Raw genomic sequence first — 26,930 nt, 5'->3', positions numbered from 1 at the left:
ATAACTTCCTTTGATTTTATCAATGTGATCTAGGAATACCCTTGTCTAATGCACTCTCGATCTTTTCAACCGTTCGTTTTGACTCCGGTGCAAAAAAGGTTTGATTCGCTCTCTCTAAAACCTTCTTCGCTTCTTCTCTAGCCTCTTGATGACCGAACTTATTAGTCATTGCCTCTTTAGCCGCCGCAATATAATCTCTAAGTGCAGGCTGAGTTTTGAAACGCGTAGCAAAATGAGACTTTTCAGCGAACGTGTAATTACCAAACTTACCAAAAAAGCGTTTGACTAATTCGCCATGTTTAGGATCAAAAGCGGTACGATCAAGCACTTTAATCGCATGACGATCGAATTTCATATCAGGCATCTCTTGCCCAAGTACGATTAATGCAGTCCAAATATACTTTAGTTGCAGTGGATCACTGCCGTCTAAAGGAATAGGATTTGCTTTGGTAGGAGGCGTATCGTAACGGGATAACAATTCGCTCGCAATACCAATAGCAAATTGAACACGACCTGTTACCACTTCCGGATCATTATCATCCCCCTCTGGAAATTTGGCTACTGTAAATTTAACGATCGGGGTATGCGTTGTGGGGTTAGGCTTCTTATAAGCATGGCTATCCATACTTGCTTGTTGCTGTTCCTCGGTAAATGTTCCTACCACTTTCGGTTTATCAGGATTAATCGTGTGCAAGCGGCCTTTGCCTTGTTTTAATGCATAAACAGTACGATAGTAATTGTTACTTAAGTTATCCTGAACCATTACAGAAGTCGCTTTCTTATCTTTTGCCTTCGGCACAAAATCTTCTTTAAAGAAAGTCTCTTTCTGCTCTAAATCGAAATCTTCGTAATCGCTTGAGAACGTTGTAAATTTAAGATTAAATTGCCCCGACCTCGCCTGTTTTATTGTTTTTAAAATACCTTGCTGCAAAAGCGGATTTTTTGCTTTGCGATCCCCATAAAATTTCTTTTGCAGAGGCTCATGAAGATCTAATTCAGGCTGAATTTTATCCAATATTTGGTTTAGTTGATCCCGTCTTTTTTGAATCGCTTGTTTTTGAGTTAAATCTAAGGGTTCTAAATCATGATCAGAGGGAAGGCTAGCCAGTTTATCCTTTATGTCAGCGCGTAAGACCCTCAGATATTCGACCAGAGTGGTGCAGTTTTTCGCTAAATTCTCATAATAGCCGCCCAATTCGTCCGCATGCTTCTTAGCCGCCGCCTGAAATCCCGGATTAAACAAGTGAATAGGCGACAATCCCGCCAATGCTCTTAAATCCGATTGAGTATTTTTATCAATCGCAATAATATCCTTCAGGTTACTTATCGCTTTCTTTAATTCTCTTACATCTTCACGTAAAGCATCTCGATATTGCGCAGGATCTAACAGTCGTGCTTTTTTAGCTTCTCTCTGTAAGCGTAATTCTTCAAGTCTGTCTTCCGCCGGAGCAATAAGCATTCGGTAAGCGTCCTCTTCTTCTAAAGACCTTACCAACTTAGGTTTAAGCCCTGCATCTTCCAACTCCTCATTGCTTTCTGCATCACGGATTTTCTCAAGTAAATCGTCATCTTTGCTTTTTGAGATGATGTCCAGCAGAGCAGCAAGTGCCCTTCTTTGAGCAGCAAGTCTTGGATCAAGATCATCAGCTAGTCTTTGTGCTTGTCTACGAAGGTCTTCTTCACGTTCAACTAGATCTTCTTCACGTTCAACTAGATCTTCTTCTCGTTCAGCTAGATCTTTTTCATGACGTCTTAATTCATCTTCTCGATGAATTAACTCTTCCTCCCATCGTCGCATTTCTTCTTCACGAAGGTCAATTTCGCGAATTCGTTGTTCCACCTCTTCTTCGCGCTGAGAAACTTTTTCAGTATGATCCCGAAGCTCCTCTTCCCAATCATTCGCCCTTTCTTCTCGTCGAGTAACTTCATCTTCACGATGCTTTACCTCGATTTCCCGCTCGCTTACTCCCTGTTCACGACGTAGCATCTCTTCTTCATGACGCCTTTTTTCTTCCTCTGCTTTTCTTAAGGTTTCTCTTAATTCTTGAAGTTCTTTTTTATATTGTTCAGTTAATTCTTTTTGTTTTTGCTCACTCTCTTTGGTCGCATCTATAATTCGCTGCTGTTCTTCAAGTTCCCTCTGGAATTGCACCTGCGCTTCTTCATGCGTCTTGCGCGCTAACTCAAGTTCTGCCCTTGCGTGTTCAGTCTGCTCGCCAAGCTTCTCTTCATAGCTCGATTTAAGCTTAGCGATCGCTTGCTCACCTTGTTCTTTCGTTTCTTTAAGTTCGCTACGCAACTGCTCGAGTGTCTTCTCAAGTGCTGACTTATCAACCTTCCCTGATTCCAAAGACTTAAGCGCTTCATCCAAACGACCTTGCAATTGCACCTGCGCTTCTTCATGCGCCTTGCGCGCTAACTCAAGTTCTGCCCTTGCGTGTTCAGTCTGCTCGCCAAGCTTCTCTTCATAGCTCGATTTAAGCTTAGCGATCGCTTGCTCACCTTGTTCTTTCGTTTCTTTAAGTTCGCTACGCAACTGCTCGAGTGTCTTCTCAAGTGCTGACTTATCAACCTTGCCTGATTCCAAAGACTTAAGCGCTTCATCCAAACGACCTTGCAATTGCACCTGCGCTTCTTCATGCGCCTTGTGCGCTAACTCAAGTTCTGCCTTTGCGTGTTCAGTCTGCTCGCCAAGCTTCTCTTCATAGCTCGATTTAAGCTTAGCGATCGCTTGCTCACCTTGTTCTTTCGTTTCTTTAAGTTCGCTACGCAACTGCTCGAGTGTCTTCTCAAGTGCTGACTTATCAACCTTGCCTGATTCCAAAGACTTAAGCGCTTCATCCAAGCGACCTTGCAATTGCACCTGCGCTTCTTCATGCGCCTTGCGCGCTAACTCAAGTTCTGCCTTTGCGTGTTCAGTCTGCTCGCCAAGCTTCTCTTCATAGCTCGATTTAAGCTTAGCGATCGCTTGCTCACCTTGTTCTTTCGTTTCTTTAAGTTCGCTACGCAACTGCTCGAGTGTCTTCTCAAGCGCTGACTTATCAACCTTCCCTGATTCCAAAGACTTAAGCGCTTCATCCAAGCGACCTTGCAATTGCACCTGCGCTTCTTCATGCGCCTTGCGCGCTAACTCAAGTTCTGCCTTTGCGTGTTCAGTCTGCTCGCCAAGCTTCTCTTCATAGCTCGATTTAAGCTTAGCGATCGCTTGCTCACCTTGTTCTTTCGTTTCTTTAAGTTCGCTACGCAACTGCTCGAGTGTCTTCTCAAGCGCTGACTTATCAACCTTGCCTGATTCCAAAGACTTAAGCGCTTCATCCAAGCGACCTTGCAATTGCACCTGCGCTTCTTCATGCGCCTTGCGCGCTAACTCAAGTTCTGCCTTTGCGTGTTCAGTCTGCTCGCCAAGCTTCTCTTCATAGCTCGATTTAAGCTTAGCGATCGCTTGCTCACCTTGTTCTTTCGTTTCTTTAAGTTCGCTACGCAACTGCTCGAGTGTCTTCTCAAGTGCTGACTTATCAACCTTGCCTGATTCCAAAGACTTAAGCGCTTCATCCAAACGACCTTGCAATTGCACCTGCGCTTCTTCATGCGCCTTGCGCGCTAACTCAAGTTCTGCCTTTGCGTGTTCAGTCTGCTCGCCAAGCTTCTCTTCATAGCTCGATTTAAGCTTAGCGATCGCTTGCTCACCTTGTTCTTTCGTTTCTTTAAGTTCGCTACGCAACTGCTCGAGTGTCTTCTCAAGTGCTGACTTATCAACCTTGCCTGATTCCAAAGACTTAAGCGCTTCATCCAAGCGACCTTGCAATTGCACCTGCGCTTCTTCATGCGCCTTGCGCGCTAACTCAAGTTCTGCCTTTGCGTGTTCAGTCTGCTCGCCAAGCTTCTCTTCATAGCTCGATTTAAGCTTAGCGATCGCTTGCTCACCTTGTTCTTTCGTTTCTTTAAGTTCGCTACGCAACTGCTCGAGTGTCTTCTCAAGCGCTGACTTATCAACCTTCCCTGATTCCAAAGACTTAAGCGCTTCATCCAAACGACCTTGCAATTGCACCTGCGCTTCTTCATGCGCCTTGCGCGCTAACTCAAGTTCTGCCTTTGCGTGTTCAGTCTGCTCGCCAAGCTTCTCTTCATAGCTCGATTTAAGCTTAGCGATCGCTTGCTCACCTTGTTCTTTCGTTTCTTTAAGTTCGCTACGCAACTGCTCGAGTGTCTTCTCAAGTGCTGACTTATCAACCTTGCCTGATTCCAAAGACTTAAGCGCTTCATCCAAGCGACCTTGCAATTGCACCTGCGCTTCTTCATGCGCCTTGCGCGCTAACTCAAGTTCTGCCTTTGCGTGTTCAGTCTGCTCGCCAAGCTTCTCTTCATAGCTCGATTTAAGCTTAGCGATCGCTTGCTCACCTTGTTCTTTCGTTTCTTTAAGTTCGCTACGCAACTGCTCGAGTGTCTTCTCAAGCGCTGACTTATCAACCTTCCCTGATTCCAAAGACTTAAGCGCTTCATCCAAGCGACCTTGCAATTGCACCTGCGCTTCTTCATGCGCCTTGCGCGCTAACTCAAGTTCTGCCTTTGCGTGTTCAGTCTGCTCGCCAAGCTTCTCTTCATAGCTCGATTTAAGCTTAGCGATCGCTTGCTCACCTTGTTCTTTCGTTTCTTTAAGTTCGCTACGCAACTGCTCGAGTGTCTTCTCAAGCGCTGACTTATCAACCTTGCCTGATTCCAAAGACTTAAGCGCTTCATCCAAGCGACCTTGCAATTGCACCTGCGCTTCTTCATGCGCCTTGCGCGCTAACTCAAGTTCTGCCTTTGCGTGTTCAGTCTGCTCGCCAAGCTTCTCTTCATAGCTCGATTTAAGCTTAGCGATCGCTTGCTCACCTTGTTCTTTCGTTTCTTTAAGTTCGCTACGCAACTGCTCAAGTGTCTTCTCAAGTGCTGACTTATCAACCTTCCCTGATTCCAAAGACTTAAGCGCTTCATCCAAACGACCTTGCAATTGCACCTGCGCTTCTTCATGCATCTTGCGCGCTAACTCAAGTTCTGCCCTTGCGTGTTCAGTCTGCTCGCCAAGCTTCTCTTCATAGCTCGATTTAAGCTTAGCGATCGCTTGCTCACCTTGTTCTTTCGTTTCTTTAAGTTCGCTACGCAACTGCTCAAGTGTCTTCTCAAGTGCTGACTTATCAACCTTCCCTGATTCCAAAGACTTAAGCGCTTCATCCAAACGACCTTGCAATTGCACCTGCGCTTCTTCATGCGCCTTGCGCGCTAACTCAAGTTCTGCCCTTGCGTGTTCAGTCTGCTCGCCAAGCTTCTCTTCATAGCTCGATTTAAGCTTAGCGATCGCTTGCTCACCTTGTTCTTTCGTTTCTTTAAGTTCGCTACGCAACTGCTCAAGTGTCTTCTCAAGCGCTGACTTATCAACCTTCCCTGATTCCAAAGACTTAAGCGCTTCATCCAAGCGACCTTGCAATTGCACCTGCGCTTCTTCATGCGCCTTGCGCGCTAACTCAAGTTCTGCCTTTGCGTGTTCAGTCTGCTCGCCAAGCTTCTCTTCATAGCTCGATTTAAGCTTAGCGATCGCTTGCTCACCTTGTTCTTTCGTTTCTTTAAGTTCGCTACGCAACTGCTCGAGTGTCTTCTCAAGCGCTGACTTATCAACCTTGCCTGATTCCAAAGACTTAAGCGCTTCATCCAAGCGACCTTGCAATTGCACCTGCGCTTCTTCATGCGCCTTGCGCGCTAACTCAAGTTCTGCCTTTGCGTGTTCAGTCTGCTCGCCAAGCTTCTCTTCATAGCTCGATTTAAGCTTAGCGATCGCTTGCTCACCTTGTTCTTTCGTTTCTTTAAGTTCGCTACGCAACTGCTCGAGTGTCTTCTCAAGCGCTGACTTATCAACCTTGCCTGATTCCAAAGACTTAAGCGCTTCATCCAAGCGACCTTGCAATTGCACCTGCGCTTCTTCATGCGCCTTGTGCGCTAACTCAAGTTCTGCCTTTGCGTGTTCAGTCTGCTCGCCAAGCTTCTCTTCATAGCTCGATTTAAGCTTAGCGATCGCTTGCTCACCTTGTTCTTTCGTTTCTTTAAGTTCGCTACGCAACTGCTCGAGTGTCTTCTCAAGTGCTGACTTATCAACCTTGCCTGATTCCAAAGACTTAAGCGCTTCATCCAAACGACCTTGCAATTGCACCTGCGCTTCTTCATGCGCCTTGTGCGCTAACTCAAGTTCTGCCTTTGCGTGTTCAGTCTGCTCGCCAAGCTTCTCTTCATAGCTCGATTTAAGCTTAGCGATCGCTTGCTCACCTTGTTCTTTCGTTTCTTTAAGTTCGCTACGCAACTGCTCGAGTGTCTTCTCAAGTGCTGACTTATCAACCTTGCCTGATTCCAAAGACTTAAGCGCTTCATCCAAGCGACCTTGCAATTGCACCTGCGCTTCTTCATGCGCCTTGCGCGCTAACTCAAGTTCTGCCTTTGCGTGTTCAGTCTGCTCGCCAAGCTTCTCTTCATAGCTCGATTTAAGCTTAGCGATCGCTTGCTCACCTTGTTCTTTCGTTTCTTTAAGTTCGCTACGCAACTGCTCGAGTGTCTTCTCAAGCGCTGACTTATCAACCTTCCCTGATTCCAAAGACTTAAGCGCTTCATCCAAGCGACCTTGCAATTGTACCTGCGCTTCTTCATGCGCCTTGCGCGCTAACTCAAGTTCTGCCTTTGCGTGTTCAGTCTGCTCGCCAAGCTTCTCTTCATAGCTCGATTTAAGCTTAGCGATCGCTTGCTCACCTTGTTCTTTCGTTTCTTTAAGTTCGCTACGCAACTGCTCGAGTGTCTTCTCAAGTGCTGACTTATCAACCTTGCCTGATTCCAAAGACTTAAGCGCTTCATCCAAGCGACCTTGCAATTGCACCTGCGCTTCTTCATGCGCCTTGCGCGCTAACTCAAGTTCTGCCTTTGCGTGTTCAGTCTGCTCGCCAAGCTTCTCTTCATAGCTCGATTTAAGCTTAGCGATCGCTTGCTCACCTTGTTCTTTCGTTTCTTTAAGTTCGCTACGCAACTGCTCAAGTGTCTTCTCAAGTGCTGACTTATCAACCTTGCCTGATTCCAAAGACTTAAGCGCTTCATCCAAGCGACCTTGCAATTGCACCTGCGCTTCTTCATGCGCCTTGCGCGCTAACTCAAGTTCTACTCGCGCTTTTTCTGCTTCTTCATTTAATAATGATAATTGCTCTTCATACCACTTGATTTGTCCATCATATTTCTTATGAGTAACAATCAATGCACTAAGCAAACCACCCAAATCATTCGTCTGACGAGCAAACTCTAGCATCACCTGAGAAAGATCAATTCGAGTTGTTTTGACTTGTTCTTCTTCGGGAGAAAAAACTTGAGCGTATAGTTGAGTATAAAATTCTTTTGCATTGGACTCTGGTTGGGCAGCGTCTTTTAGTTTTTTGAAAAGAAATTGTTTAGCTTCAGCTGCCAATGCGTCATTTTGTAATAACTTACTTAGCAGCTTGTGATTGAAACGATTTTCAGCTTGTTTAATTAACCAATCTTGGTTGATCAAAAGGGCGACGGTGCGAGCACGTTGTTGTTCTTCGCTGCCCTCTTTTTTATAGTTGTCACAAATGGCGTCCAGTAATAGCGTTGTGACTGCAAATTGCCGCCCAGGATTCGTTTCAGAATCCAAATAGTTTTTTAAAGGATTTACTGGATTAGGGTTACTCAATAAACGGACTAAAATAGCTGCACTATCATCAGGGGATATTTCTTTAATTGATGCAATGAATTGATTAAGGTAATCAAACTGACGTTTTTCGATAATGTGGTTTAATAAATTTTTTCCATTTTCGTCTTGTTGAGTAAAGAATTGAAACCATTCAGAATTTGATAACTGGATCTCTTTACCTAATTGAATTAATTGTGAAACTGCAGAAAAATTGCCATTTGCAGCGGCGATTGCTGCTGGATTCGGGCTAGAAGGCTGATTTGGGATGAGAAAGTTTTTGGCAAGTTCCGAATCTTCTTTTAAATCATTCCAAGCAATCACATCGGAACCGGATGTCGATTCATTTTGTAAGAATAAATGATAAGGAGAAAGATCATCCGGAGGAAATGTCATGCTTAAAATTTCTTTAGCAAGGATGGGATTACCTGGATTTAATTCGTTATATGTCCGAATAATTTGATTAAAGAATTCTTTATTTCCCCATACTGCACAAAGATGAAGTGCATGATGGATAACTTTATCATTTCCTTGGCCGGGCGGCAGGATTTTTAATATTGTTTCTAATTGCTCTTCATTATTGTTACGTATGGCAATATGAAAACAATTAGTGGCCCATTTAATATGGGGTACACCTTCAATACGTCCAGGCCCATATTCGCCCAGTAATAATCCAAAGGTTTGTTCTGGAGTTGCGCCCGCCTTTCCCACTGCTTTAATAAGTGCATTAAAAACTGGGGTCATTCCCTGCTCAGCCGCATAGTGGAGTAAGGCATCTTTCTTTACCAACTTAATAAAGCCAGGGTTTGTCGACGTTACTTTTCCCAACAAAGCTAAAAGAACTTCCTCTTGCCCTTGCTCAATGCATTCTTTCAATAGGGTACGTCCAGGCACTCCTCTCGCGAGAAAAGTTTCATTAAAATCATGCTCGTCAAATGCTTTAACTAAAATTTCTTTAGCGCGTATTTTTTGCTCCGTTGTACTTGGATAAGTACACAGTACTTTTAGTCTACTCTCTCCTTCGGAATGTTGTAACAAATCGTAAACTGAATAGGTTTTCCCTTCCTCATTTGCTTTGAGGATAGTTTGTAAGGACTCTAATTTTTGTTTGGATTGTTGATAGGTTAGATCCTGTAATTTTGCATAATTTTGTAAGCAACGCTGTGCTAAATTGAGTTGCTCTTTGAGTTGTACTTTTGTCAGTCCCTCTCCACTGGCTACTGCTTCATGTACCGTGGTGAGTATTCGCTCAATATCTTGAATGATTTGTCCTTCAGGACTTTCAACGGGTTTTTCCTGTTTCTCTAACTCATTTTTTAATTGCAAGAGTCGGCGATACAAATGCATCGGTTCCCCTTCCCTCTGATTAGAAGGGATATACATCACGGCATCCCGTTTTTGATAAAATTCACCACTTCGTAAATTTTCATCTGTAGCTACATCATCACCGCAGGCAAAAAACTCATTAAAGCTATTATGATTAATGACTGCTAAACCTAATGGCTCTTGGCCATCTGTTTCTAAAATGCCAGGTACAACATAATCAGAAACTGCCCGTCCTTTGACCAAGGCAAAATAAGCTTGGCGATTACAAATGCCAAAAGTCATCGCGGTTAGAGCCCAGTCATCTAAATAGGGATCATTTGCTGTCAGTTGAGTATTAAGTGCTGGAACAGGCTTACTGCCACCAACCGGTCGACGTTCTCTATCAGGACCCAAAACTTTAGGGCTTATGTAAGGTAGGGTGCCATTCCTTTCCCCATGTAGGATTTCGAGTACTGGATTGACCCCATAAGTGATTAATCCTTTCTCATCCCTTATAACAAAACGTCCAGAAGCGTCCGAGCACTTTTCACCGTCAGACACACATTTAAGGTCAGCGCCGAAAATTTCAGCAAACACCGCTTCCACTTCTGTTTTTTCACCAGTGTAATTCCGAACAAAACCGCCTGTCGCCCAGTCAATGTATTTGACTTGGTAGCTTCCATCTTCGTTTTTTTTATAAAGAAAATTTTCTGGCTTGATGTCATTATGCGAAAACTTTAAATCTGCTAATCTTGCCGATTCGCCGACCACAGCTTGCGATAAGGCAATCATCTTCCTCAAATGTTTAACATTTTTCGCATCACGCCTGGTAGGATTGTGATAAGCAATATTATTTTTTGCGTATTTTTTAAATTTTGCATTCGCTTTATCAGCAAAAGTCTCCCCTTTCGCACGCGCGGCTAGGATACGATATTGAACAGGCTTGCCTGTTTCCCGATAGAGACCACCTTTTGGCCTAAGCTTGTCTTCAACGGTCCAAAGCCTTGCGGTTTCGGTTGCCTGCAATGGATTTGCGCTAGTTGCCTTCAGTAAATTTTGTAAAACATCACTCTCAATGCGGTAATGTGAATCATTACGGGAAGAAAGGGGCCTTGTTCGTGGATCAAGCCGGCTGGTTTTAGTAAAAGTCGATTTTTCGGTAGGAACATACCCTTTTTTTAATGCTTTATTGAGGCCTGTCAATAAATCCTCCACCTCTTTGACAGAACTGTATTGTCCAACTCCTAACAGCCTAGAATGAGTAAATAAACGTCTTTTTTCCTTTCCTTCTCCAACATAGGCAAGATCAAAACCTTCAAAAGGTGCAATGACCCCACGGCTACCGCCGTAAGAAAAGATAAATTCCTCTTTGCCGGGTGGTTTAATCAGTGAATATGGCAGTTTCACATTTTGTAAATCAATGGTTACCTCTTTTTCTTCCCCAGAATGATGCATAATTTTTAACGCGAATGGGGAAGTATGGCCATGAGGTATTTTGAACTGCACATCAGCCATGCCCCAAGGAGCAATAGCTTTGGCAATCTGCTTGATAGCTAAAAAATAAGCATCTTGCTCTTCATCTTTTATGGCAGGCTGACCTTGTTTTGTTCGTTCACTTAAACAAACCATTTCATCAACCATGAGCTGAATATCCTTTTCTAGCCGTACTAAATCAACCTCTGTCAGTTTCAATGTATCAGCCATTTCCTGATATTCTTCGTAGAATATTTTGGTAATTTCTTTCACTTTATGGGATGGTTGCTCCCCTATGGTTGGTTGGTCCTTCAAAGCAAATGCAGCTTCTAAGAGTTCCAATTTTTTATTACGCTTTTCTGTGGAAGCATCAAGGAGTTTTGCCTTTTCAACAATCGGTTTAACACTAGGATCAACCGCCCTTTCATCAAGTTTGGTCAACTGCCCAAAAACATTTGAAACTACAATCTCTAATTGAGAAATTCTAAATGCAGCGGCAAAATTTCCATTGGAAATTTCCGTAAATGCCCGTCGAATTTTCTCTGGAAAAACAATCTCATCTTTGAGGTAAGGATAGCTAAACATTAATTCTAATAATTTTGCTAGCAGCAACCGCTCACTGCTGTTTAGCTTTTTATCATTTATCACTAAATCGCTGATTGAAGTAACTTGGCTTTCTTTTATTTTGCCCTTAACCTTTTGCAAAGCAGCTAGATATTTTTCTCTTTGATATCCATAAATTCTTAGCTTACCAATCTGCTTTTCGATCTCTTCAAGCGTATTTCCCGTGAGAGTATGACAAGAAATTTTTTCACTAATTGCGTCAGAACCAATGAGCAATGTATAAGCGCCTGCACCAAAGCCTTTTTTCTCTAAGATGTGATAAAAAAGTTTTTGAGCCATTTCGTCTTTATCTCCAATAGCAAAGAGACTGACACGTATTTGCCCTGTTTCAGTGATCTCAACAATGGGTGTATCAAACTTTTTATCTATGCAATTTTTTATTAAATTGATGGCCTTATCCTTGTCCTTTTCGTTGATGGGATGAATCCTGTCTCCTGTGGGAAAGATTGCTTTTTCACGACTACCACGTCCATGTAAAACAGCAGCTAAAGTCACTTCCAATTTTTGCTTTACTAAAGTTCTTTCTGGTGGTTCGCCTTTAAGTACTTTCTCTTTACTGTATACAACATTAGTATACGTGGGAGGTGCATCACTTAAGAGTTTAAATTGTTTATCTTGGCGAAGGTAACGCTTTTCAGCTAGTGCCGTGAAAAAATCATTGACCAAATTACTTGCAGTAAAGAGCTCTATCTCCCAGATTTGCCCTCTTGCCCAAAACAAATCTCTTTCTAGATTTTTTTGAATTTTTAGCGCGTATTCTCGCCGATCTTCTTGCCCAAACCTCAGTTTATTAAAAAGAAATTTCTTCTCAATTAAGGCATTAATTTTTTCATCTTTATCCCAATCAGCCGATTGATTTATATTGAATTTTTCTTCAACCTCAGCGAGCAAATTAGCAATAGATTTCCCTTCCGTACTTCTGTAGTCACTCAAATTATCAAGAATGGATGAATCGCCGATATCGGGCAATTGCTCGCTTAAGGCTGCAAGAAAATTTTGATATTCTTGATAATTAGGCTCAACGCTCTCAGGTGCTGCAACTGCCTCACATTTACTTCTTATCAACTCATAAATACCCATCTGGACTAATTTATGACATTGATTACGTAATTGTTCATCCGCCGTTGTGTTATACAACGCTACTGCTTCCTGAATCATATCCAAAATATTGGCCGAAGATAGCGTTTGCAGTTGAGATTCCTGTTCTGCTTGATCTAATTTAAACAATACCTCGGTATACAAACGAGTTTGCAATGCTTTAATTTCGGATGGTGCATCAGATAAGGTGTCTGCTAAATGGCGAATGTTGCGGAATTTACTAGCAAAACTCTTAATAAATTCCTCCCCTTCAAGGGCTACCCGTTTCTCCTTTTTAAGATTTTCTGCACCAACCAGCTCTTCCATAGCACCCATTTGTCTAGCAATTAACTCAGCTTTTGCTTTCTGGGTTTTCTTATAATGGGCGAGCAGTTCGTTGGCATTTGAATTATCTGGAATTGAGGGGGGTAAATTTTCCAAACCTTCTTTGATTTTTTCGAGCTCTTTTGATAGTTCATTATAAGCGTATGAAATTAAAGTATTTCGAATTAGTTCGGCGGAATTATCTGCGAAATTAATGAGACTTATGCCATCAATAAATTTTTTACAATAGGCCATCCACAAAGCTCCAATTTAGCTTTTTTCATTATCTATAATTTTATCCATTAATTCTTAAGATAAACTTAATCATTAACTCTAAAAGTATAGCCATCATATGAAATTTTGTTGCTGAAATAGAATTCACTTCTCGTTTGATTTAAAAACTATAAGGACAAAATCGAATGAATAAACAACATCAATACACCTCTAAATAGTTTGTGAAATAGTCTGGTTTTTTCCCCTCTCTTTCGCTTGATAGAGAAGCTTATCCAATAATGACAATATTACTTTTATCTCATGTTCATTACCTGGATTCACGCACACAAGGCCAATACTGAGAGTTACATTTTTATGCGTATTAACCTCCTTAAACTCCAAGTTGATTGTATGGCATAAATGTCTTGCACTATCGACATCCATATTCGCTAAAATCGCTGCAAACTCATCGCCACCTAAGCGAACTAAGATGTCGTTTGTACGACGTATTGTTTTTTTTAAACTGAAGCAACGAGTAGTAAATATTCATCGCCATAAGGATGCCCAAAAGTATCATTGATATATTTAAAATTATCGATATCAATAAGTATGAGGCTTAAAGGGTATTTGTTCCGCTTTGCTCTTTGTATTTCCCGTTGCAAACAATTATCAAAATAGCGCCTATTGTATAAGCCCGTTAGCGAATCAGTAATTGATAGAATTCGAATTTCTTCATTTGATGCCTCTAATTTTTTGTTAGAGAAAGATAATTCTTTGATTAAAGAATCTTTTTGGCAATTTAATTGGAAAACTCTATCAATCAATTTATGATTGATTCGAGCTGCAGTGGCTACCAGGATGACAAATAATGAAAACATGGTTGCTAAAATTGCTCGCTCAAGATCAAATATCGCGTAATTATAAAAAATAACAGGTAAAAAGATGGGTAGTAAGTAGGCATAATAGGCAGGTAAAAATGCAGCAAGAGAAGCCGACCCACCAGCACACATTCCACCCAAAATCAGAATGAATATGGTTTCATTAACTAAGTTAATGTACTGAAGAAAAAATACATACCCTCCTCCCCAAACACAGCCCATCATACAAGTTAGTACTAAGAAAATAAGCACTGAGGAGCGGTTATCTCCAAGGTAGAACTCATTTTTTATTGCATGTTTACTGTAGCGCCAACGGATCAAGCTTAAAACCACAACACATGTTAGCCATATTAATATAGGAGTGACAGGGACACTTTGAAGAAAAAAATCTAAAGACAGTAGTCCCCCTATAAGCACATTAAAAAAAATCGAGCGCAGGGAATTCTCGAGTAGAAGCTGATATTTACCAGGATCTAGTATTTCTTGTGTTAACCACTTCATCAGGTCATTAGTCCATGATATCCCTATCTTTATCTTAGTTATAATTCATTTTATGATCAAATTTTGATCCTAGTGATTATTGCAAATTCATTTTGAATTATCAAGAAGTTAGCTATGCATCCTCCTTTTAAAAATTCTGATAATTTAAAGCTGTCAAAACTTCTCCTATGGCCTTGTAACAACCTAACAAAATCATTATCCTTGCTACTTTGTGTGATAATTTTTAGATAGGTTGAAGAGCAAGGGGCTAGCAACCTAGCATTTTTCTAAATTTCTTGACTATTTCTCACTGAATCGATATCCCAGCGAGATGAATTAAAACAAGCTAAACTTTAAATGAAGAAGTAAATGGTTGAAAATGACAGCGGGTGTTTGCTGGCTTTCAGCTTGGATGCTAGCTATGTTGGATCAAATCGAAAAGTTCTTTAGTTCAAATGCTTATGCAGTTATCGGTGCATCAACGAATAGAGATAAATTTGGCAATAAAGTGCTGCGTTGTTATTTGCAACATTATAAAACAGTTTACCCTGTTAATCCTAAAGAAGGATTTATTGAAGGCTTAACTTGCCTTAATGACATTGCAGATTTACCTGAAACAGTCAACAGTATCTCTATCGTCACGCCTCCTTCAATCACTGAAAAGGTGGTGGAGCAAGCTATAGAAAAAGGCATAAAGAATGTCTGGATGCAACCTGGTGCAGAAAGTGAAAGTGCTATTGAGAACTGCATGAAAAATCATGTAAATATAATTGCCAGAGGCCCATGCATTTTAGTTGAGCTTGGGTTTGTAGAGTAAGTTAGTAAGGGCTTCTGAGGAAGATGAGCAAACGGCTGCATCATCTCCCCTCCTCAGCACGCTGGATAATGCCTGCAAATCCCCTAAAACCCTAACCTTTAACCGGAATAGGGCACGAAGGAGCAACAATTACACCGTTTGGTATATTTGCTGGATTATACACAGCAATATCATTATCGATATTTGCTTGATTGCCATAAAACAAATTCGAAGAAGCACAAGCAAGCGACAGATCAATAGGTAGTGGTGTTCCTACTATGCCGCCTACTAATATCGCCCCTCCATGGCCTGGTTCTTCCAGCAAGCTGCGCAACGCGGCATTATAGGTGAAAGCATTATTAAAAATCTTGGTGTTTCCCGAAAACACAACCGCAATTGCACCTCCCCCAGGTGACATACCATTTACTGAAGAGGTGTTATTGCTAAAGAAATTGGCGATAAAGTTGAAGAAGAATAACGGCGAAGCCGTACCTGCTGGCACTCCCACAATAGCATTATTTGAAAATACATTATTTGAAATTTGCTGCTGAGTAGGCTGAATAGAATTAAAGATGGCATTTCCAAAGTTTGAAGAAAAAATTGCCCCGCCTTGCAACTGCGCAGTATTCGCCGAAAAAGTAGATTGTGTTACTGCTGTAGTGATTGAGTCCAAATAAATTGCCCCGCCCACACCACCAGTATTGTTACTAAATTCACAACGATTGATCAGGGCTTGCGAACCTAAATTAGGAAGTATTCCAAAAACATTAACCCCGCCGCCTCCAAATGCTGCGGCAAAATTATTGGCGAATTTTGATCTTTCAACAGTTAAAAAATGAGGACTGCCATCATTAAAAGGAATGTGGAAAAAAATAGCACCACCGCCAAAACCTGTAGGCGTAGTGGCGTTTTGTGTAAAAATTGAATCGAATACCGATAAATTGCTATTGATTGTGCCAATAGCGCCGCCACTCGCATCCGGGACAGGACCTGACAATACATTATTGTTAAAAATACTCGATGAAATACCGATGTCACTCGCATCTTTACCCCGAATAGCCCCCCCATTACGGAAGGAAACATTTTGTTCAAACTGACTTGCAGTGATTGAATACGAAGCCTTAATCATATTGATCAATGCCCCGCCACTAGCACCTTGGAATGAAGCGATGTTCTTAAAAAACCTGGAATTGTTGATAGTAATTAAAGTATTGGGATCTATTGCTGCCACAGCGCCTCCTCCTGATGCCAATACAAGCAACTGTCCCGCTAAGATCTCAGTGATTGTCGCATTAGAACCGTCACTACCATTCTGGTCAAAGAGCATTCTACTGAGTGCTATGGTTGAGCCATAGCGCGCTAAAAGACCTCCACCAGCAGCATGATCATAAAATAAACTCTGAAGCACATTGTGGGTTCCTAAAACGCCATTATCTGGACCATTTGCATATCCGCCTCTGACAATGAGACTATCTAGTTTAACATTCTTAACTCCTGTACCCGGTAAAATATCGTTTCCGGCCATAAGTACGTGCCAAACCCGATCGTTACTCGGTGAATAAGGGGCAAGCAAGTGGATTCCATGTCACCACACAAAATAGTTGGGTGAAGCAATCCATTTCTTTCTTCCCGCCTCGTTTCGTTTCCGACAAATCCTCCATAGATAGCCGTGTCACTGGGTAAGTTAAACGTTTTTAATTTAGGGGTATTAACTCCATAAGCACCACCAACGACTCCTTGCGGAGCATAAACCCGAGAAGGTTTATATACTCCTTGTGCAACCCAGATTTCGACAGGGCTGGCACTGATTTCAGCAGCCTCTAGTGCGGACTGTAAATTATTAAACGCATCGGCCCAACTCGTTCCATTGCCGTTAGTTGGTAGACTGCCGTTGACATAGAGTTTTATCGCCTCTTCTCGTGTGATGAACAGGCTATCTGCTGAGCCCGGCTGATAACATTGCAATGTACTACCTTGACTACAAACAACAGGGCCTGCAAACACATTATCCACTAATTCCGAGCCATCCACTTGCAAGACTAGGGTACAGGATTGTTGATACCCTAAAGTAAAAGGATCGATGCAACTCCCTGTCCCTAATGGGATTTGGCTGATCCCGTTCATCGGCTGCATGACTAAAGTATGCGTTTTTTGTGATTGATTGGTTACGATGTATTTGACTATCGCAGTTCCTGCCGAGCTTAAGGATAACCTGGGGGGGAAATTGGGATCTGGGGTAAATTTCCATAAAGGAATACCAGCTTCTACTCCAGTGCAAAAAACTAAACCAATTAAACTAAGGCTGAATCGAGACAATAAAGGTAATAATTTCATCATGTATCCCTACACAATATTCAGGCTGTAAGCCTTAATATTCATTTCTATAGAAGGGTAAAATTGTCAGAGCATCTAAGCATAGAATGATCAATTATATCAAGATCATTAATTGAAATTTTTGAATGAAATGAGCTTACGCTAAAACACAAAATCAATATAACCGATTGATTTTAATGGTGGGCCGTATAGGTCTCGAACCTATGACACAGAGGTTAAGAGCCTCCTGCTCTACCAACTGAGCTAACGGCCCGATAATTTAAAGCATACTGGCTTGGGATAAAATTGCAAGAAGTAATGGCGGAAAATTTCTTGGTTCGGATCAAACAATTTTCATTGTTTAAATTCTCGCAATCCTTTGACGTTCACATCCACGTGACGAACATAACGTTGTATCAGTTGGTTTGCTTGTTCAACTGTTAAGGGTTTGCGCAGAATACCGTCCATTTCTGCATCCTCACAATTAAAACCAACCACAGTTGGATCATGGCCAGTTAAAGCAATAATGGGAACACGATAATTACTGCCTTGTTCCCTTTTCCGTAAGGTAGCGGTCAACTGATAGCCGTCCCCTTCTTCTAATGTGAGATCCATCAATACTAAATCGTATTTACCTGGCTTAAAAATTTCATCGGCTTGTTGCGGAGTCGCTACTACATCGGTCATGCATTTGCAGGACATTAACACCGTTTTTTCTGCTTTTTGGGCGATAACATTATCTTCAATAAGGAGTATTTTTAATGCACTGATTTGTTGGCTTATTTCAGAATGCGATGAAGCGCCGCTAAGCCTATGGCTATAACGAAGTTGTGATTTTGCACTTCTTAATTGGGTGTTTAATTGTTTTAATTTAGTCAAATCACGCAAGACAACAAGCAATCCTAGCGCATTACCTGATTTATCGGCTAACGGGATTCGTGAAATTTCAAAATAAAGAACTGAGCCGTGATTGTTTATAATAGCCTGCTCTTCTTTACTATTTCTACCCGATAGCATTGCATCAATATCATGTTGTTGGAAATTTTGAATTTGCTGGGAAGTCCATAATCCTTCCTTACCCATCATTTCATAAATCGCACCTATTGAATTATCCTCAATACGATTAAATCCAAAAAAGCGCAATAAATTATGACTGCAATCGATAAGGAAACCATCTTTATCGAGAAGATAAATTAGATCGCCCATTTTTGAGAAGGCACTGGCATAAATCTGCAAAACAACGGAATCTTTCATAATACCTTTGAAAACAAATTTTATTTTAATATAACATATTTAGCACATATTGATTATTTTTTGAATAAAGGCGTCCTCTGGCTGCCTAAAAAACCAACATGTAACCTTAGCAATGATGTGGTATTATTTGCCGCGAATGCATTCTGCGTTACCCCCTTGGCGGTTCTATAGGCAAACGACAGGAGGTAGATGAAGAATGTAAGTTAAAAATGATATTGGTTTACCTACTAACAACTAATGAGAACCATTTTGTTTAAAAAGCCTTTCTTGATATTTCTTTTAATCACCCTAGCAATGAACATCTGTTTTGCACAAAAACGAGAAATTGCAATTACTATTGATGACTTACCTTTCGTTGGCGAAAGCAAAAACTTTCATTTAGATATGATCATCAATTCCATCAAAGCCAATGAAATCCCGGCTACGGGCTTTGTTATTGCGGGAGAGATTAGCGCGAACAATTGGCAGATGCTCCACAAATTTCGTGAAGCAGGATTAGGACTAGGTAATCATACCTTTTCCCATGCCAATTTGAATAGGATGAATAGTGACAATTATATTCAGGAAATTGAGACAGCAGACAAAATTTTAGCTCCCGTCCTCACCGAACCTAAATATTTTCGTTATCCTTACTTAGCGATGAGCGAGGGCGCAAAAAAAGCGAAAGTCCTTGATTACCTTGCTGCAAAAAATTATCAAATCGCACCAATTACTATAGACAGCAGGGACTTTGTTTTCAACCAGCTTTTATTAGCTGTTCAACAACAGGAGCGACGCAATTTTCTTAATGTGTTAAAACCTTGTTATTTAAATTTTATTTGGCAACAAACTCTAAAAGCTGAGGAACATAGCCGCCTTGCCCATAAGCCTGATCAAGCACAAATATTATTGATCCATGCAAACCTACTCAACGCTTACGTCCTACCCGACATTATTAATCTCTACAAACAAAACGGTTACACCTTTATCAGCTTAACGGAAGCTCTTAAATCGTTCGAAGAAGGTACGAAGTTTGCTAAAAAGGAAAAGTCCAATCCTGACTCACTTATAAAGAAATTTTTGGTATGGGATTAATGCGCCATATACCACTGGGCTAGCGATTCATTGAGCTTATTTTTTAAAACGTCAGCACTCTTTTGTCAGATTCCCACTAGACTCCCCTTACTTTAAATCCCGAGTTTTGACTGAAAAATTAAGGCGCAGAAAAACCTTGAAGAAATGCGTCACTCTTTTGAATAAATTCCAACTAATTCGCTTGTTTCAAGAACATGGTCTTGCATCGCTTTTAATACATCAGACTTATCTGCTGCCGAACCGAGATGCAGAACGGTATCCAAAGCATAAAGTCTGAAAAAATAATGATGCGTGCCGCTTGGTGGGCATGGACCTCGATAGGTAGCTTGCCCCCAGCTGTTTTGTCCAGTCACTGCACCTGTTGGATTTTCTGCCGCTTCAGGTAATAACCACGTATTAGCGGGTATATTAAAAACTAGCCAATGGACCCAATCCCCACTTGGAGCATCTGGATCATCAACGATTAGAACGAAGGATTGTGTATTTGCAGGAGGATATTGCCAAAAAAGAGGAGGTGAGATGTCAGCCCCATCACAAGTATATTGGCGGGGTATAGGAGTATTCACATTAAATGCTGGACTCTCAAGGGATAAGCTTGAAGCAAAGCTTCCTACACTTAGGCAGCTTAGCAAAATAAAAACCAATGAAGAGTACCTATTTTTCATTTTCATTTCCTTGATCCATTCTCTTCCAGCGATTTTCCGGGCAGCTGGTTATCTAAATTTTAGAACAAATACGCGATGGGTTAGAATCTTTAGTCATTCATTTTCAGTAATTGCTTACCAACATTGAGAAAAATAATAATTCTCTTGGGTTTCTTGATTGATCTGTGCAACTGTATCTCCCTTAGATAAACGAGCCGCAATTTTTTCGAGTGAATGTAAGCGACCATGTAAAATTTGCTCTAAAATATAACCCGAACGCTCTTTCCCTTTATAATAACGATGATTTAACAGTGTTGAATTTCGGTTCCTGAGTTGTTCTTTTATATGCTTGTCTGAGTCTTCTGTAATATGGGTAAATGCCTCCCTCACTGCCATTTGAATACAAGAAGGCTGGCTATTTATTGAGGCTCTTGCCTCTTCTATCATTTCCAAAAACCCTTGAACAAAATCGAGATCATTCAAATCGAATAAATCAGGAATGACCATGCGTGGCAAAGTTAGAAAAACCCCTGTGTCAAAAGGAAAAGTGAAATTAAACCCTCTCGGTGAATCATCTCGTTTTGCCTTCGGGTTAAAGACTCGATTTTCTAAAGCAGTTTCCTCACAAGTTAACCCCCCAAAACCAAAATGAAATTTATTTCCTCCATCAACCACAGAAATTTTTTTGGCAGTTTCTGAATCCCCAATGCAACCAGAATTTGCTAACATTATATTATTTACTAGATCCCAATCATGCATTAGCAAACCTAAACAATACAATTTACCAAGTAACTTAAGCTCATGTCGTGTAAATTTTAAGTCTGCTCTACTGAGTTTCTTCCGGTAATCCCATTCAGCAGCTGATTCAACCTTTGCGCCAAGGATTAACTCTACTTTTTTGGAGATAAATTCATTAAAATCGGGTAAATAAGTGGATATTATCAAAGGTTCATCCGTTTCGCTTTCAATATGCAAAAAGCAGACTGGTAGTTGCGCGCTAATCGGAAAGAGCCTCGCTGCAACTTTCATGTAAACTATTTCTCCGAAAGCTGCTTCAATAGTCAGCTCTTTTAAATGATTAAAATAGGATCTAAGTAAGTTCAATTTCTCTTCTGATAAATTTTCCTTTTCCCTTCTAAAATCGAGGTAAGTCCAACTTTCGTAAGGCTTTAATTCAGTGGGCAATGATTCTTTAAAAATTGAACCTAATGCCCGCCATCTTGGTTTTTTTGCAATATAGATATTCCCGTTTGCATCACCCATAAAAAGCGTTGCCGACATCCCTTTACCCATTTTTACACTCGGATTTCTTACTTGTGTAAGATAAACCTTGTCTCCATTTATTTTTATTATTGTCATTTTGCTATTCTATTTAGCTAAGTATATTTATTGTTGGTATCAATCCGAATTTGTTATCGACTACTGTTTTAAAAAATGAGTTTTTATCGCTTATCTTTTCAATCTCAGGCTTTATTACTGGAGTATTTTTTCTTTCAATGAGTTTGGAGAATGTCGAAAATGATTCTTGGAAGGCATCAATGTAATTTTGTAATGCGTTAAAAAGAAACCGAACTGCAGAAGCCTTAGTCATATCATGTCCTTTTAAATTTTGCGTCTCTCTGATAACCCTCACTGTAACAACAATATCAAATCCCAAAGTTAAAACGGAGGCGAGATGTTTTAAGTGTACCTTACTGGATTCATTGAAATCTTTGTCTGAATTTTGGCAAGAATAAAAAGGGGTTGCATCGGGTTTTAAAGTAAATAAATGGCGTAATATTGAACTTGGCTTTTCTTGCTCAGAACTTAGTTCTTGTATCCCATGCCCTGTTTGATTGTCTCCTTCAATTGATGGATTAATTTCTTCAAATTGCTCGAGTAAATAGTCGATTAATCCATTAAATTGTCGAGTCAAAATTGGTAGATCTATTGAATTAAAATCAAAACAAGTTTTTTGATCTGATGAAGCTAGGGTATCTCGCCATATTTTTAATTGACCAGGGAAATTAAGGGCACCATTAGCTTGCAATTTAACAGGAGTTGGAGCATGTTCGATGAATAAAGATTGAGCATTGTCATTGATTGGGTAGACATCTTGTAATTCAGTCATTTTTTTCAGCCTCATGTTCAATAAATGAATAAATTCATTTAAGAATGGCTGATACATTTGCTCAGGAAAATTAATCAGATCAAATGAATCCATGCACAAATACTGACTAAGCTCTTTTTGGGTTTTCTTATCAACTAGATCGACTGGAATTTTTCTTAATGCCGTACTGACAATGTCGCGTAATAAATCATCGTTTAACTGACCTATGAGCACTTTAGCATGCTCAGCAATTGCTAAAAACAAACCCGAAATAAGCTTGTAATTCAGGAAGTAACCTTTCGTGAAACTTTTTATATTTAACCATCCTTGATACTCATGAGGGTGAAGCAAATTAACATTGTCCGCATGGCCAAAATAGCGGAAGGCAGCCCCCCAATCAATCCGAGCAAACTGTGTAAAAACAATTTCCTCAACCGAGATAACGTTCAAACAAACCATGTTACCGCTATGGACACTATAATCCCCTAAGAGCAGCGAGAACATAAGCGCAACAGCAAGCCCAAAATACTGTCCTGTCTGGGTGAGTAAAAGGTAGTAACGTGGACCAAGAAACATCTCGAACAGAGGACTACGATCCGAACCGTCCCAATAGGAGGTTCCAATAATTTTATGAAGTTCGGTGAAGTACACCCTAGGTTGAATTAATCCATAAGAACCATCTTCGAATTGAATAAAGTCAGCACAAATCAACGAATCATGATAAATCGTATCGATTAACCCCCTTTTTTTAAGTTCTTCTAATAACGCCCCGGCAAACCCTTCAGTAAATAGCTCATTACGATCCTTAGGTCTTTTAATGAAAAACTCTTCACCATCCGAATTTTGATAAAAACCATCAACCTCATCGTGATTCTTGCCTCCACTTTTATCCTTAACTTTGGTTAATTCTTTTCCCTTATAAGTAGGCATGGTTTGATCTTACGCAAAAAGGTCAGAATATATCTTTTTTAACTTGTTATGATGAAAGAATCAATAAGAAAAAAATTTACTCTCTGCAGGATAAAAAAAATGCGGATAAAAATAACAACTTTCTCTCAGTTTATGCCCCCCCTCTTCCCGCCTCCAACTTCGTGCGGGGGAGGGGGGAAGATGAGACCTTATGCAACAACACCGAATAAACCTGGCACCCTTAGATGCAAGGGTGGTTTTGGTTTTTTGTCCTCCACCGATGAAACTTTCTTATTTTGACAATTTCACTTGAAATTTAAATTTGATATCACCATCTTATAGGTATCCAGATAATCTTATTAAGGAGAATGCGATGAATTCATTATTAAAACGTGAATATTTCCCCCTTCAAAAGGACTTTGGGAAATTATTGGAGAATTTTTTTAGAGGCCAATTAGATGACTCTTCTTTTGTCGATACCGGCACATGGGCACCCGCAGTTGATATTAAAGAAGAAAAGGAGCGCTTCTTGGTGGTTGCCGATATTCCTGGTGTTAAAAAAGAAGACATGCACATTTCATTGGAGAACAATATTTTAACACTTCATGGTTCACGCAGCTTCGAAAAAACGGAGAAAAAAGAAGACTATACCCGCATCGAGCGCTCGCAGGGTCAGTTTTATCGACGTTTTAGCCTACCAGAAACTGCCGATGACGCAAAAATAAGCGCAAAATATAAACATGGCGTATTAGAAATCTCTATTCCTAAGAAAAAGGGTGCGGTGCAAAAGAAGATAGATGTAAAAATTGAAGAATAATTTATTAAGAATGACGGATTAAATCCGTCATTCCCTATTTCCTACATAAGGTATGCAATCCCCTTTTTTCCAATTTTCTGGTTTTTCCTCAAAGAAGAATAATATTTCTAAATTATTGTAATCCCCCGACTTACTCTCTTATAGTATGTTGAAAATACTATGTTATAAAAAGCCTTTCGTTTTTGGCAATCAAGGAATCTGCTTATGCGGTTAGTGATATTTATTTGCTTAAGCTCATGCTTACTCATCTCGTGTAATATCTCTTTATCACCGCAAGCACAACTCAAAAATTTACAAGCCACTCCGAATATGGATCCAGCCGTTAAAAAAATTTTAGCTGAGACAAATATTTTTTCACAGGGCAATTGGCCAGACAAAAGGTGGTGGCTAGTTTTCCACTCCCCAGAATTAAATAATTTGATTGAAGAAGCCTTAATCAATAACCCTTCGCTGCAAGAAATCAAGAGTCGTATTACTACTGCAAAAGAGGAAGCAATTGTTACACGGTCTCTTCTCTTTCCTCTGGTGTTTTTTGACGCGAGTATGCTGAGGCAATATTTGAGTAAAAATGGATTATACCGCGCGTTTAACCATAAACTTGCCCGAAATGCAACACTCATCGATTTAACATTATCCTTTACTTATGAATTCGATTTTTGGGGCAAAAATCGTAATCTCTTTCATGCAGCCATTGGCGAAGCCCTCGCCACTGAAGCTGAAGCGGCTGAAGTGGCGTTAATTACCACCACAGCACTGACCCAAGTTTACGCAGCCTACAAAACGAATTTGGTAAGAAAACAACTTTATGAACAACTCGTTAGAGTACGCAGCCATCTCGCAAATTTACAAAATTTAGTTTCGACAAAAGGTCTCGCCTCAAATTTGCCCAGGTTTTCAGCTAATGAAAATTTATTTGAAGCGAAGCAATTGCTTTCCAGCATTAACAATGAACTAATTACCAATAAACACTTAATTAACATCTTGGCTGGCCGTAATCCTGATACGCCCTTACAATTTAGCTCCTCGCTCCCTTCTTTGCCGCGTTCTCTGGTTATTCCTAAAACATTATCCATAGACCTCATCGCCCGTAGACCCGATTTAATGGCACAAATTTGGCGGGCTAAAGCTTTAGCATATCGCACAGGCGCAGCAAAGGCTGAATTCTACCCTGATTTTAATATTAGCGGCTTTATTGGTTTGGAAAGCACTAAGTGGAGAAAATTTTTAGATATCACTAGCGGCAAGGCAGGTATTACACCAGCGGTCCATTTACCGATTTTTACCGCTGGAGCGATAGCAGCGAATGTTCGCGCAACGAAAGCAGAATTTGATGCGGCGATCTACGCCTACAATGATTTATTACTGAGAAGCACACAAGAAGTGCTTGACGTGTTGGCGTTTGCCCAAGACGTGTATGAACAGAAAAAAGAGCAAGTAGAGATTGTTAATTATGCTCAGCAGCGTTATAACTTAACTTATTTGCGACAACAAAAAGGTTTAGACAGTGACTTCGAGCTGTACATTATTGAGGAAGAAGTGATCCAAAGAAAACTGATAAATGTTACCTTACTCTATAACCAATATTTAGCTGCGGTAAAATTGATTAAGGCGCTAGGTGGTGGCTACTGTCAAACTGTGGTTCCACTGGCGAAAAAGACATGAAAAAAAGATCAGCATCCTTTTTATTCGCAATCATAGTCCTCTGTTTATTGGTCATCTTTTTTTTATACTGGTTTTTTATTTGGCGGTTTCAAGCTTATACTAATGATGCCTATGTACAAGGCAATCAAGTTTATATCAAATCGTTACGTAAAGGCTTTGTTACCGCTGTCTACACAGATGACAGTTACCTCGTAAAAAAAGGACAGCTCTTAGTTTCTCTCAATGAAACAGATTCTTTGATTGCACTGGAGAAAGCAAAAAAGAAACTTGCTCAAACCGTACGAGATGTGTGCCAAGCATTTCACGATGTTTTTATCCTTGCGGCAGAAATTGAAGTGAAGCAAGCAGAACTTCTAAAAGCCCAACAAAATTTCAAACACCGCTACGACGTCATTGATGCTAAAGGGGTGTCTTTGGAGGATTATCAGCATGCTGTGGATGATTTAAGGGCGAGCGAAGCTTCATTAAAAAGTACCAAAAGCAACTATCAGAAAATGCTAGCTTTTGTGCAAGGCACTTCCATTGCTGAGCACCCGTGGGTACAAGCCGCAGCGCAAGAAGTACGCGATACCTGGGTACAACTTTATCGTTGTAAAATTTACGCGCCTGTGGAAGGGCTTGTTGCTCAGCGTACAATTCAAGTCGGCATGTGGATTTCACCTAACGAACCGCTCATGTCAATCATCCCGCTTGATCAAATCTGGGTCAATGCCAATTTCAAAGAAACACAGCTTAAAAAAATGCGGATTGGTCAAAAGGTGCGATTTACCTCAGACTTGTACGGTCGTGATGTGGTTTTCCACGGGCAAATCGTGGGTTTACCAGGTGGTGCTGGTAATGTTTTTTCATTACTTCCGCCCGAAAACCTTTCAGGCAACTGGATAAAAATCGTACAGCGCTTACCTGTTCGAGTTGCATTAAATCGTGAAGAATTAAAAAAACACCCACTGCGCATTGGCCTATCACTCGAAGTGACTGCTGATCTCAGAAACCAAAATGGACCACTCGTACCGACGACATTCTTAAATTCCCCACGTTATTCCACTGATATTTTCCAATTCGAAGAGCAAGGTGATAAGGAGCTGATCGCAAATATTATTAACAGCAATATGGATCCTAATTTAAAAAAATACGCCAGAACGCCCCTTACTCTTAGCGACATTGCCCTACAAAGCAAGAATTCAGAAGAGAATAGGGATCTAAATAAACCTTATGAAAATAGCGCTAATAAAAAAGGACATGAAAAAAATTCCCATTATTAAAAACCATAAAGGGAAACATCTGCAG

The 26,930-nt window shown here is 40.6% G+C and carries 14 protein-coding genes and 1 tRNA gene; 5 read left to right on the top strand and 10 right to left on the bottom strand.

All coding sequences use genetic code 11. The features are described from left to right. Positions 1–19: 19 nt before the first annotated feature. From LMI_RS04115 to LMI_RS04110, 3 genes are all read right to left on the bottom strand, one after another. Positions 20–12,769: a hypothetical protein gene (locus LMI_RS04115; RefSeq protein WP_045098659.1), complete on the bottom strand. Its 12,750-nt coding sequence runs from the start codon at positions 12,767–12,769 to the stop codon at positions 20–22. A gap of 189 nt (positions 12,770–12,958) precedes the next feature. Continuing rightward, positions 12,959–13,237 (bottom strand): diguanylate cyclase, encoded by a 279-nt coding sequence (locus LMI_RS15805; protein WP_432416318.1) that lies wholly within the window; start codon positions 13,235–13,237, stop codon positions 12,959–12,961. Between the two features lie 8 nt (positions 13,238–13,245). Beyond that, positions 13,246–14,106, bottom strand: coding sequence for a GGDEF domain-containing protein (locus LMI_RS04110; RefSeq protein ID WP_052679447.1), 861 nt, complete (start codon positions 14,104–14,106; stop codon positions 13,246–13,248). 400 nt (positions 14,107–14,506) lie between these two features. On the opposite strand from LMI_RS04110, the gene LMI_RS04105 reads away from it, so the two are divergent. Beyond that, positions 14,507–14,902, top strand: a complete 396-nt coding sequence (locus LMI_RS04105; RefSeq protein WP_045100557.1) for a CoA-binding protein — start codon at positions 14,507–14,509, stop codon at positions 14,900–14,902. Positions 14,903–14,993: 91 nt separating this feature from the next. Here LMI_RS04105 and LMI_RS15595 read toward each other — a convergent pair whose 3' ends face one another. From LMI_RS15595 to LMI_RS04090, 4 genes are all read right to left on the bottom strand, one after another. Beyond that, the gene (locus LMI_RS15595; protein WP_052679446.1) at positions 14,994–16,406 is read right to left on the bottom strand and encodes a hypothetical protein; all 1,413 of its coding nucleotides are present in this window, start codon (positions 16,404–16,406) and stop codon (positions 14,994–14,996) included. Beyond that, on the bottom strand, positions 16,355–17,218 hold the full coding sequence (locus LMI_RS15590; protein WP_231852226.1) for a hypothetical protein: 864 nt from the start codon (positions 17,216–17,218) through the stop codon (positions 16,355–16,357). The genes LMI_RS15595 and LMI_RS15590 overlap by 52 nt, the downstream gene beginning before the upstream one ends. Positions 17,219–17,392: 174 nt before the next feature. After that, positions 17,393–17,468: transfer RNA gene (locus LMI_RS04095), tRNA-Lys, on the bottom strand. An 80-nt stretch (positions 17,469–17,548) separates the two neighbouring features. Continuing rightward, positions 17,549–18,448 (bottom strand): response regulator, encoded by a 900-nt coding sequence (locus LMI_RS04090; protein WP_045098658.1) that lies wholly within the window; start codon positions 18,446–18,448, stop codon positions 17,549–17,551. Positions 18,449–18,685: 237 nt separating this feature from the next. Between LMI_RS04090 and LMI_RS04085 the strand changes: the two genes are divergently transcribed. After that, positions 18,686–19,522 carry a polysaccharide deacetylase family protein gene (locus LMI_RS04085; protein ID WP_045098657.1) on the top strand — a complete coding sequence of 279 codons (837 nt, stop codon included), beginning with the start codon at positions 18,686–18,688 and terminating at the stop codon, positions 19,520–19,522. Between the two features lie 149 nt (positions 19,523–19,671). Here the strand turns inward: LMI_RS04085 and LMI_RS04080 are convergent, their stop codons facing one another. From LMI_RS04080 to LMI_RS04070, 3 genes are all read right to left on the bottom strand, one after another. Further along, entirely contained in the window at positions 19,672–20,187 is a 516-nt protein-coding gene (locus LMI_RS04080) for a YbhB/YbcL family Raf kinase inhibitor-like protein (protein WP_045098656.1), read from the bottom strand. Positions 20,188–20,301: 114 nt separating this feature from the next. Continuing rightward, positions 20,302–21,525, bottom strand: coding sequence for a hypothetical protein (locus LMI_RS04075; RefSeq protein WP_143001025.1), 1,224 nt, complete (start codon positions 21,523–21,525; stop codon positions 20,302–20,304). A 13-nt stretch (positions 21,526–21,538) separates the two neighbouring features. After that, positions 21,539–23,185 carry a hypothetical protein gene (locus LMI_RS04070; RefSeq protein WP_052679444.1) on the bottom strand — a complete coding sequence of 549 codons (1,647 nt, stop codon included), beginning with the start codon at positions 23,183–23,185 and terminating at the stop codon, positions 21,539–21,541. Between the two features lie 352 nt (positions 23,186–23,537). Here LMI_RS04070 and LMI_RS04065 point away from each other — a divergent pair, with 352 nt between their 5' ends. The 3 genes from LMI_RS04065 (at position 23,538) to LMI_RS04055 (ending at position 26,905) form a co-directional block, all read left to right on the top strand. Continuing rightward, complete coding sequence (locus LMI_RS04065) at positions 23,538–23,981, top strand: Hsp20/alpha crystallin family protein (protein WP_045098654.1); 444 nt, start codon at positions 23,538–23,540, stop codon at positions 23,979–23,981. 204 nt (positions 23,982–24,185) lie between these two features. Beyond that, a complete protein-coding gene (locus LMI_RS04060) occupies positions 24,186–25,643 on the top strand; it encodes an efflux transporter outer membrane subunit (RefSeq protein ID WP_045098653.1) in 1,458 nt (485 codons plus the stop codon). Further along, positions 25,640–26,905, top strand: coding sequence for an HlyD/EmrA/EmrK family protein (locus LMI_RS04055; protein WP_082050700.1), 1,266 nt, complete (start codon positions 25,640–25,642; stop codon positions 26,903–26,905). The genes LMI_RS04060 and LMI_RS04055 overlap by 4 nt, the downstream gene beginning before the upstream one ends. The last annotated feature ends 25 nt before the right edge of the window (positions 26,906–26,930 follow it).

The sequence above is a fragment of the Legionella micdadei genome (genome assembly GCF_000953635.1).
GTDB lineage: Bacteria > Pseudomonadota > Gammaproteobacteria > Legionellales > Legionellaceae > Tatlockia > Tatlockia micdadei.
Note: the sequence above shows the minus strand (reverse complement) of the source record. Positions and strands in the feature narration are given on the sequence as shown.

What these genes read in the sequence shown, in the direction of transcription:
- LMI_RS04060 (WP_045098653.1), top strand. Translation starts at nt 24,186, where the DNA reads ATGCGGTTAGTGATATTTATTTGCTTAAGCTCATGCTTACTCATCTCG.
- LMI_RS04090 (WP_045098658.1), bottom strand. Translation starts at nt 18,448, where the DNA reads ATGAAAGATTCCGTTGTTTTGCAGATTTATGCCAGTGCCTTCTCAAAA.
- LMI_RS04070 (WP_052679444.1), bottom strand. Translation starts at nt 23,185, where the DNA reads ATGCCTACTTATAAGGGAAAAGAATTAACCAAAGTTAAGGATAAAAGT.
- LMI_RS15590 (WP_231852226.1), bottom strand. Translation starts at nt 17,218, where the DNA reads ATGATGAAATTATTACCTTTATTGTCTCGATTCAGCCTTAGTTTAATT.
- LMI_RS04065 (WP_045098654.1), top strand. Translation starts at nt 23,538, where the DNA reads ATGAATTCATTATTAAAACGTGAATATTTCCCCCTTCAAAAGGACTTT.
- LMI_RS04115 (WP_045098659.1), bottom strand. Translation starts at nt 12,769, where the DNA reads ATGGCCTATTGTAAAAAATTTATTGATGGCATAAGTCTCATTAATTTC.
- LMI_RS04080 (WP_045098656.1), bottom strand. Translation starts at nt 20,187, where the DNA reads ATGAAAAATAGGTACTCTTCATTGGTTTTTATTTTGCTAAGCTGCCTA.
- LMI_RS04085 (WP_045098657.1), top strand. Translation starts at nt 18,686, where the DNA reads ATGAGAACCATTTTGTTTAAAAAGCCTTTCTTGATATTTCTTTTAATC.
- LMI_RS04075 (WP_143001025.1), bottom strand. Translation starts at nt 21,525, where the DNA reads ATGACAATAATAAAAATAAATGGAGACAAGGTTTATCTTACACAAGTA.
- LMI_RS04110 (WP_052679447.1), bottom strand. Translation starts at nt 14,106, where the DNA reads ATGAAGTGGTTAACACAAGAAATACTAGATCCTGGTAAATATCAGCTT.
- LMI_RS04055 (WP_082050700.1), top strand. Translation starts at nt 25,640, where the DNA reads ATGAAAAAAAGATCAGCATCCTTTTTATTCGCAATCATAGTCCTCTGT.
- LMI_RS04105 (WP_045100557.1), top strand. Translation starts at nt 14,507, where the DNA reads ATGTTGGATCAAATCGAAAAGTTCTTTAGTTCAAATGCTTATGCAGTT.
- LMI_RS15595 (WP_052679446.1), bottom strand. Translation starts at nt 16,406, where the DNA reads ATGGCCGGAAACGATATTTTACCGGGTACAGGAGTTAAGAATGTTAAA.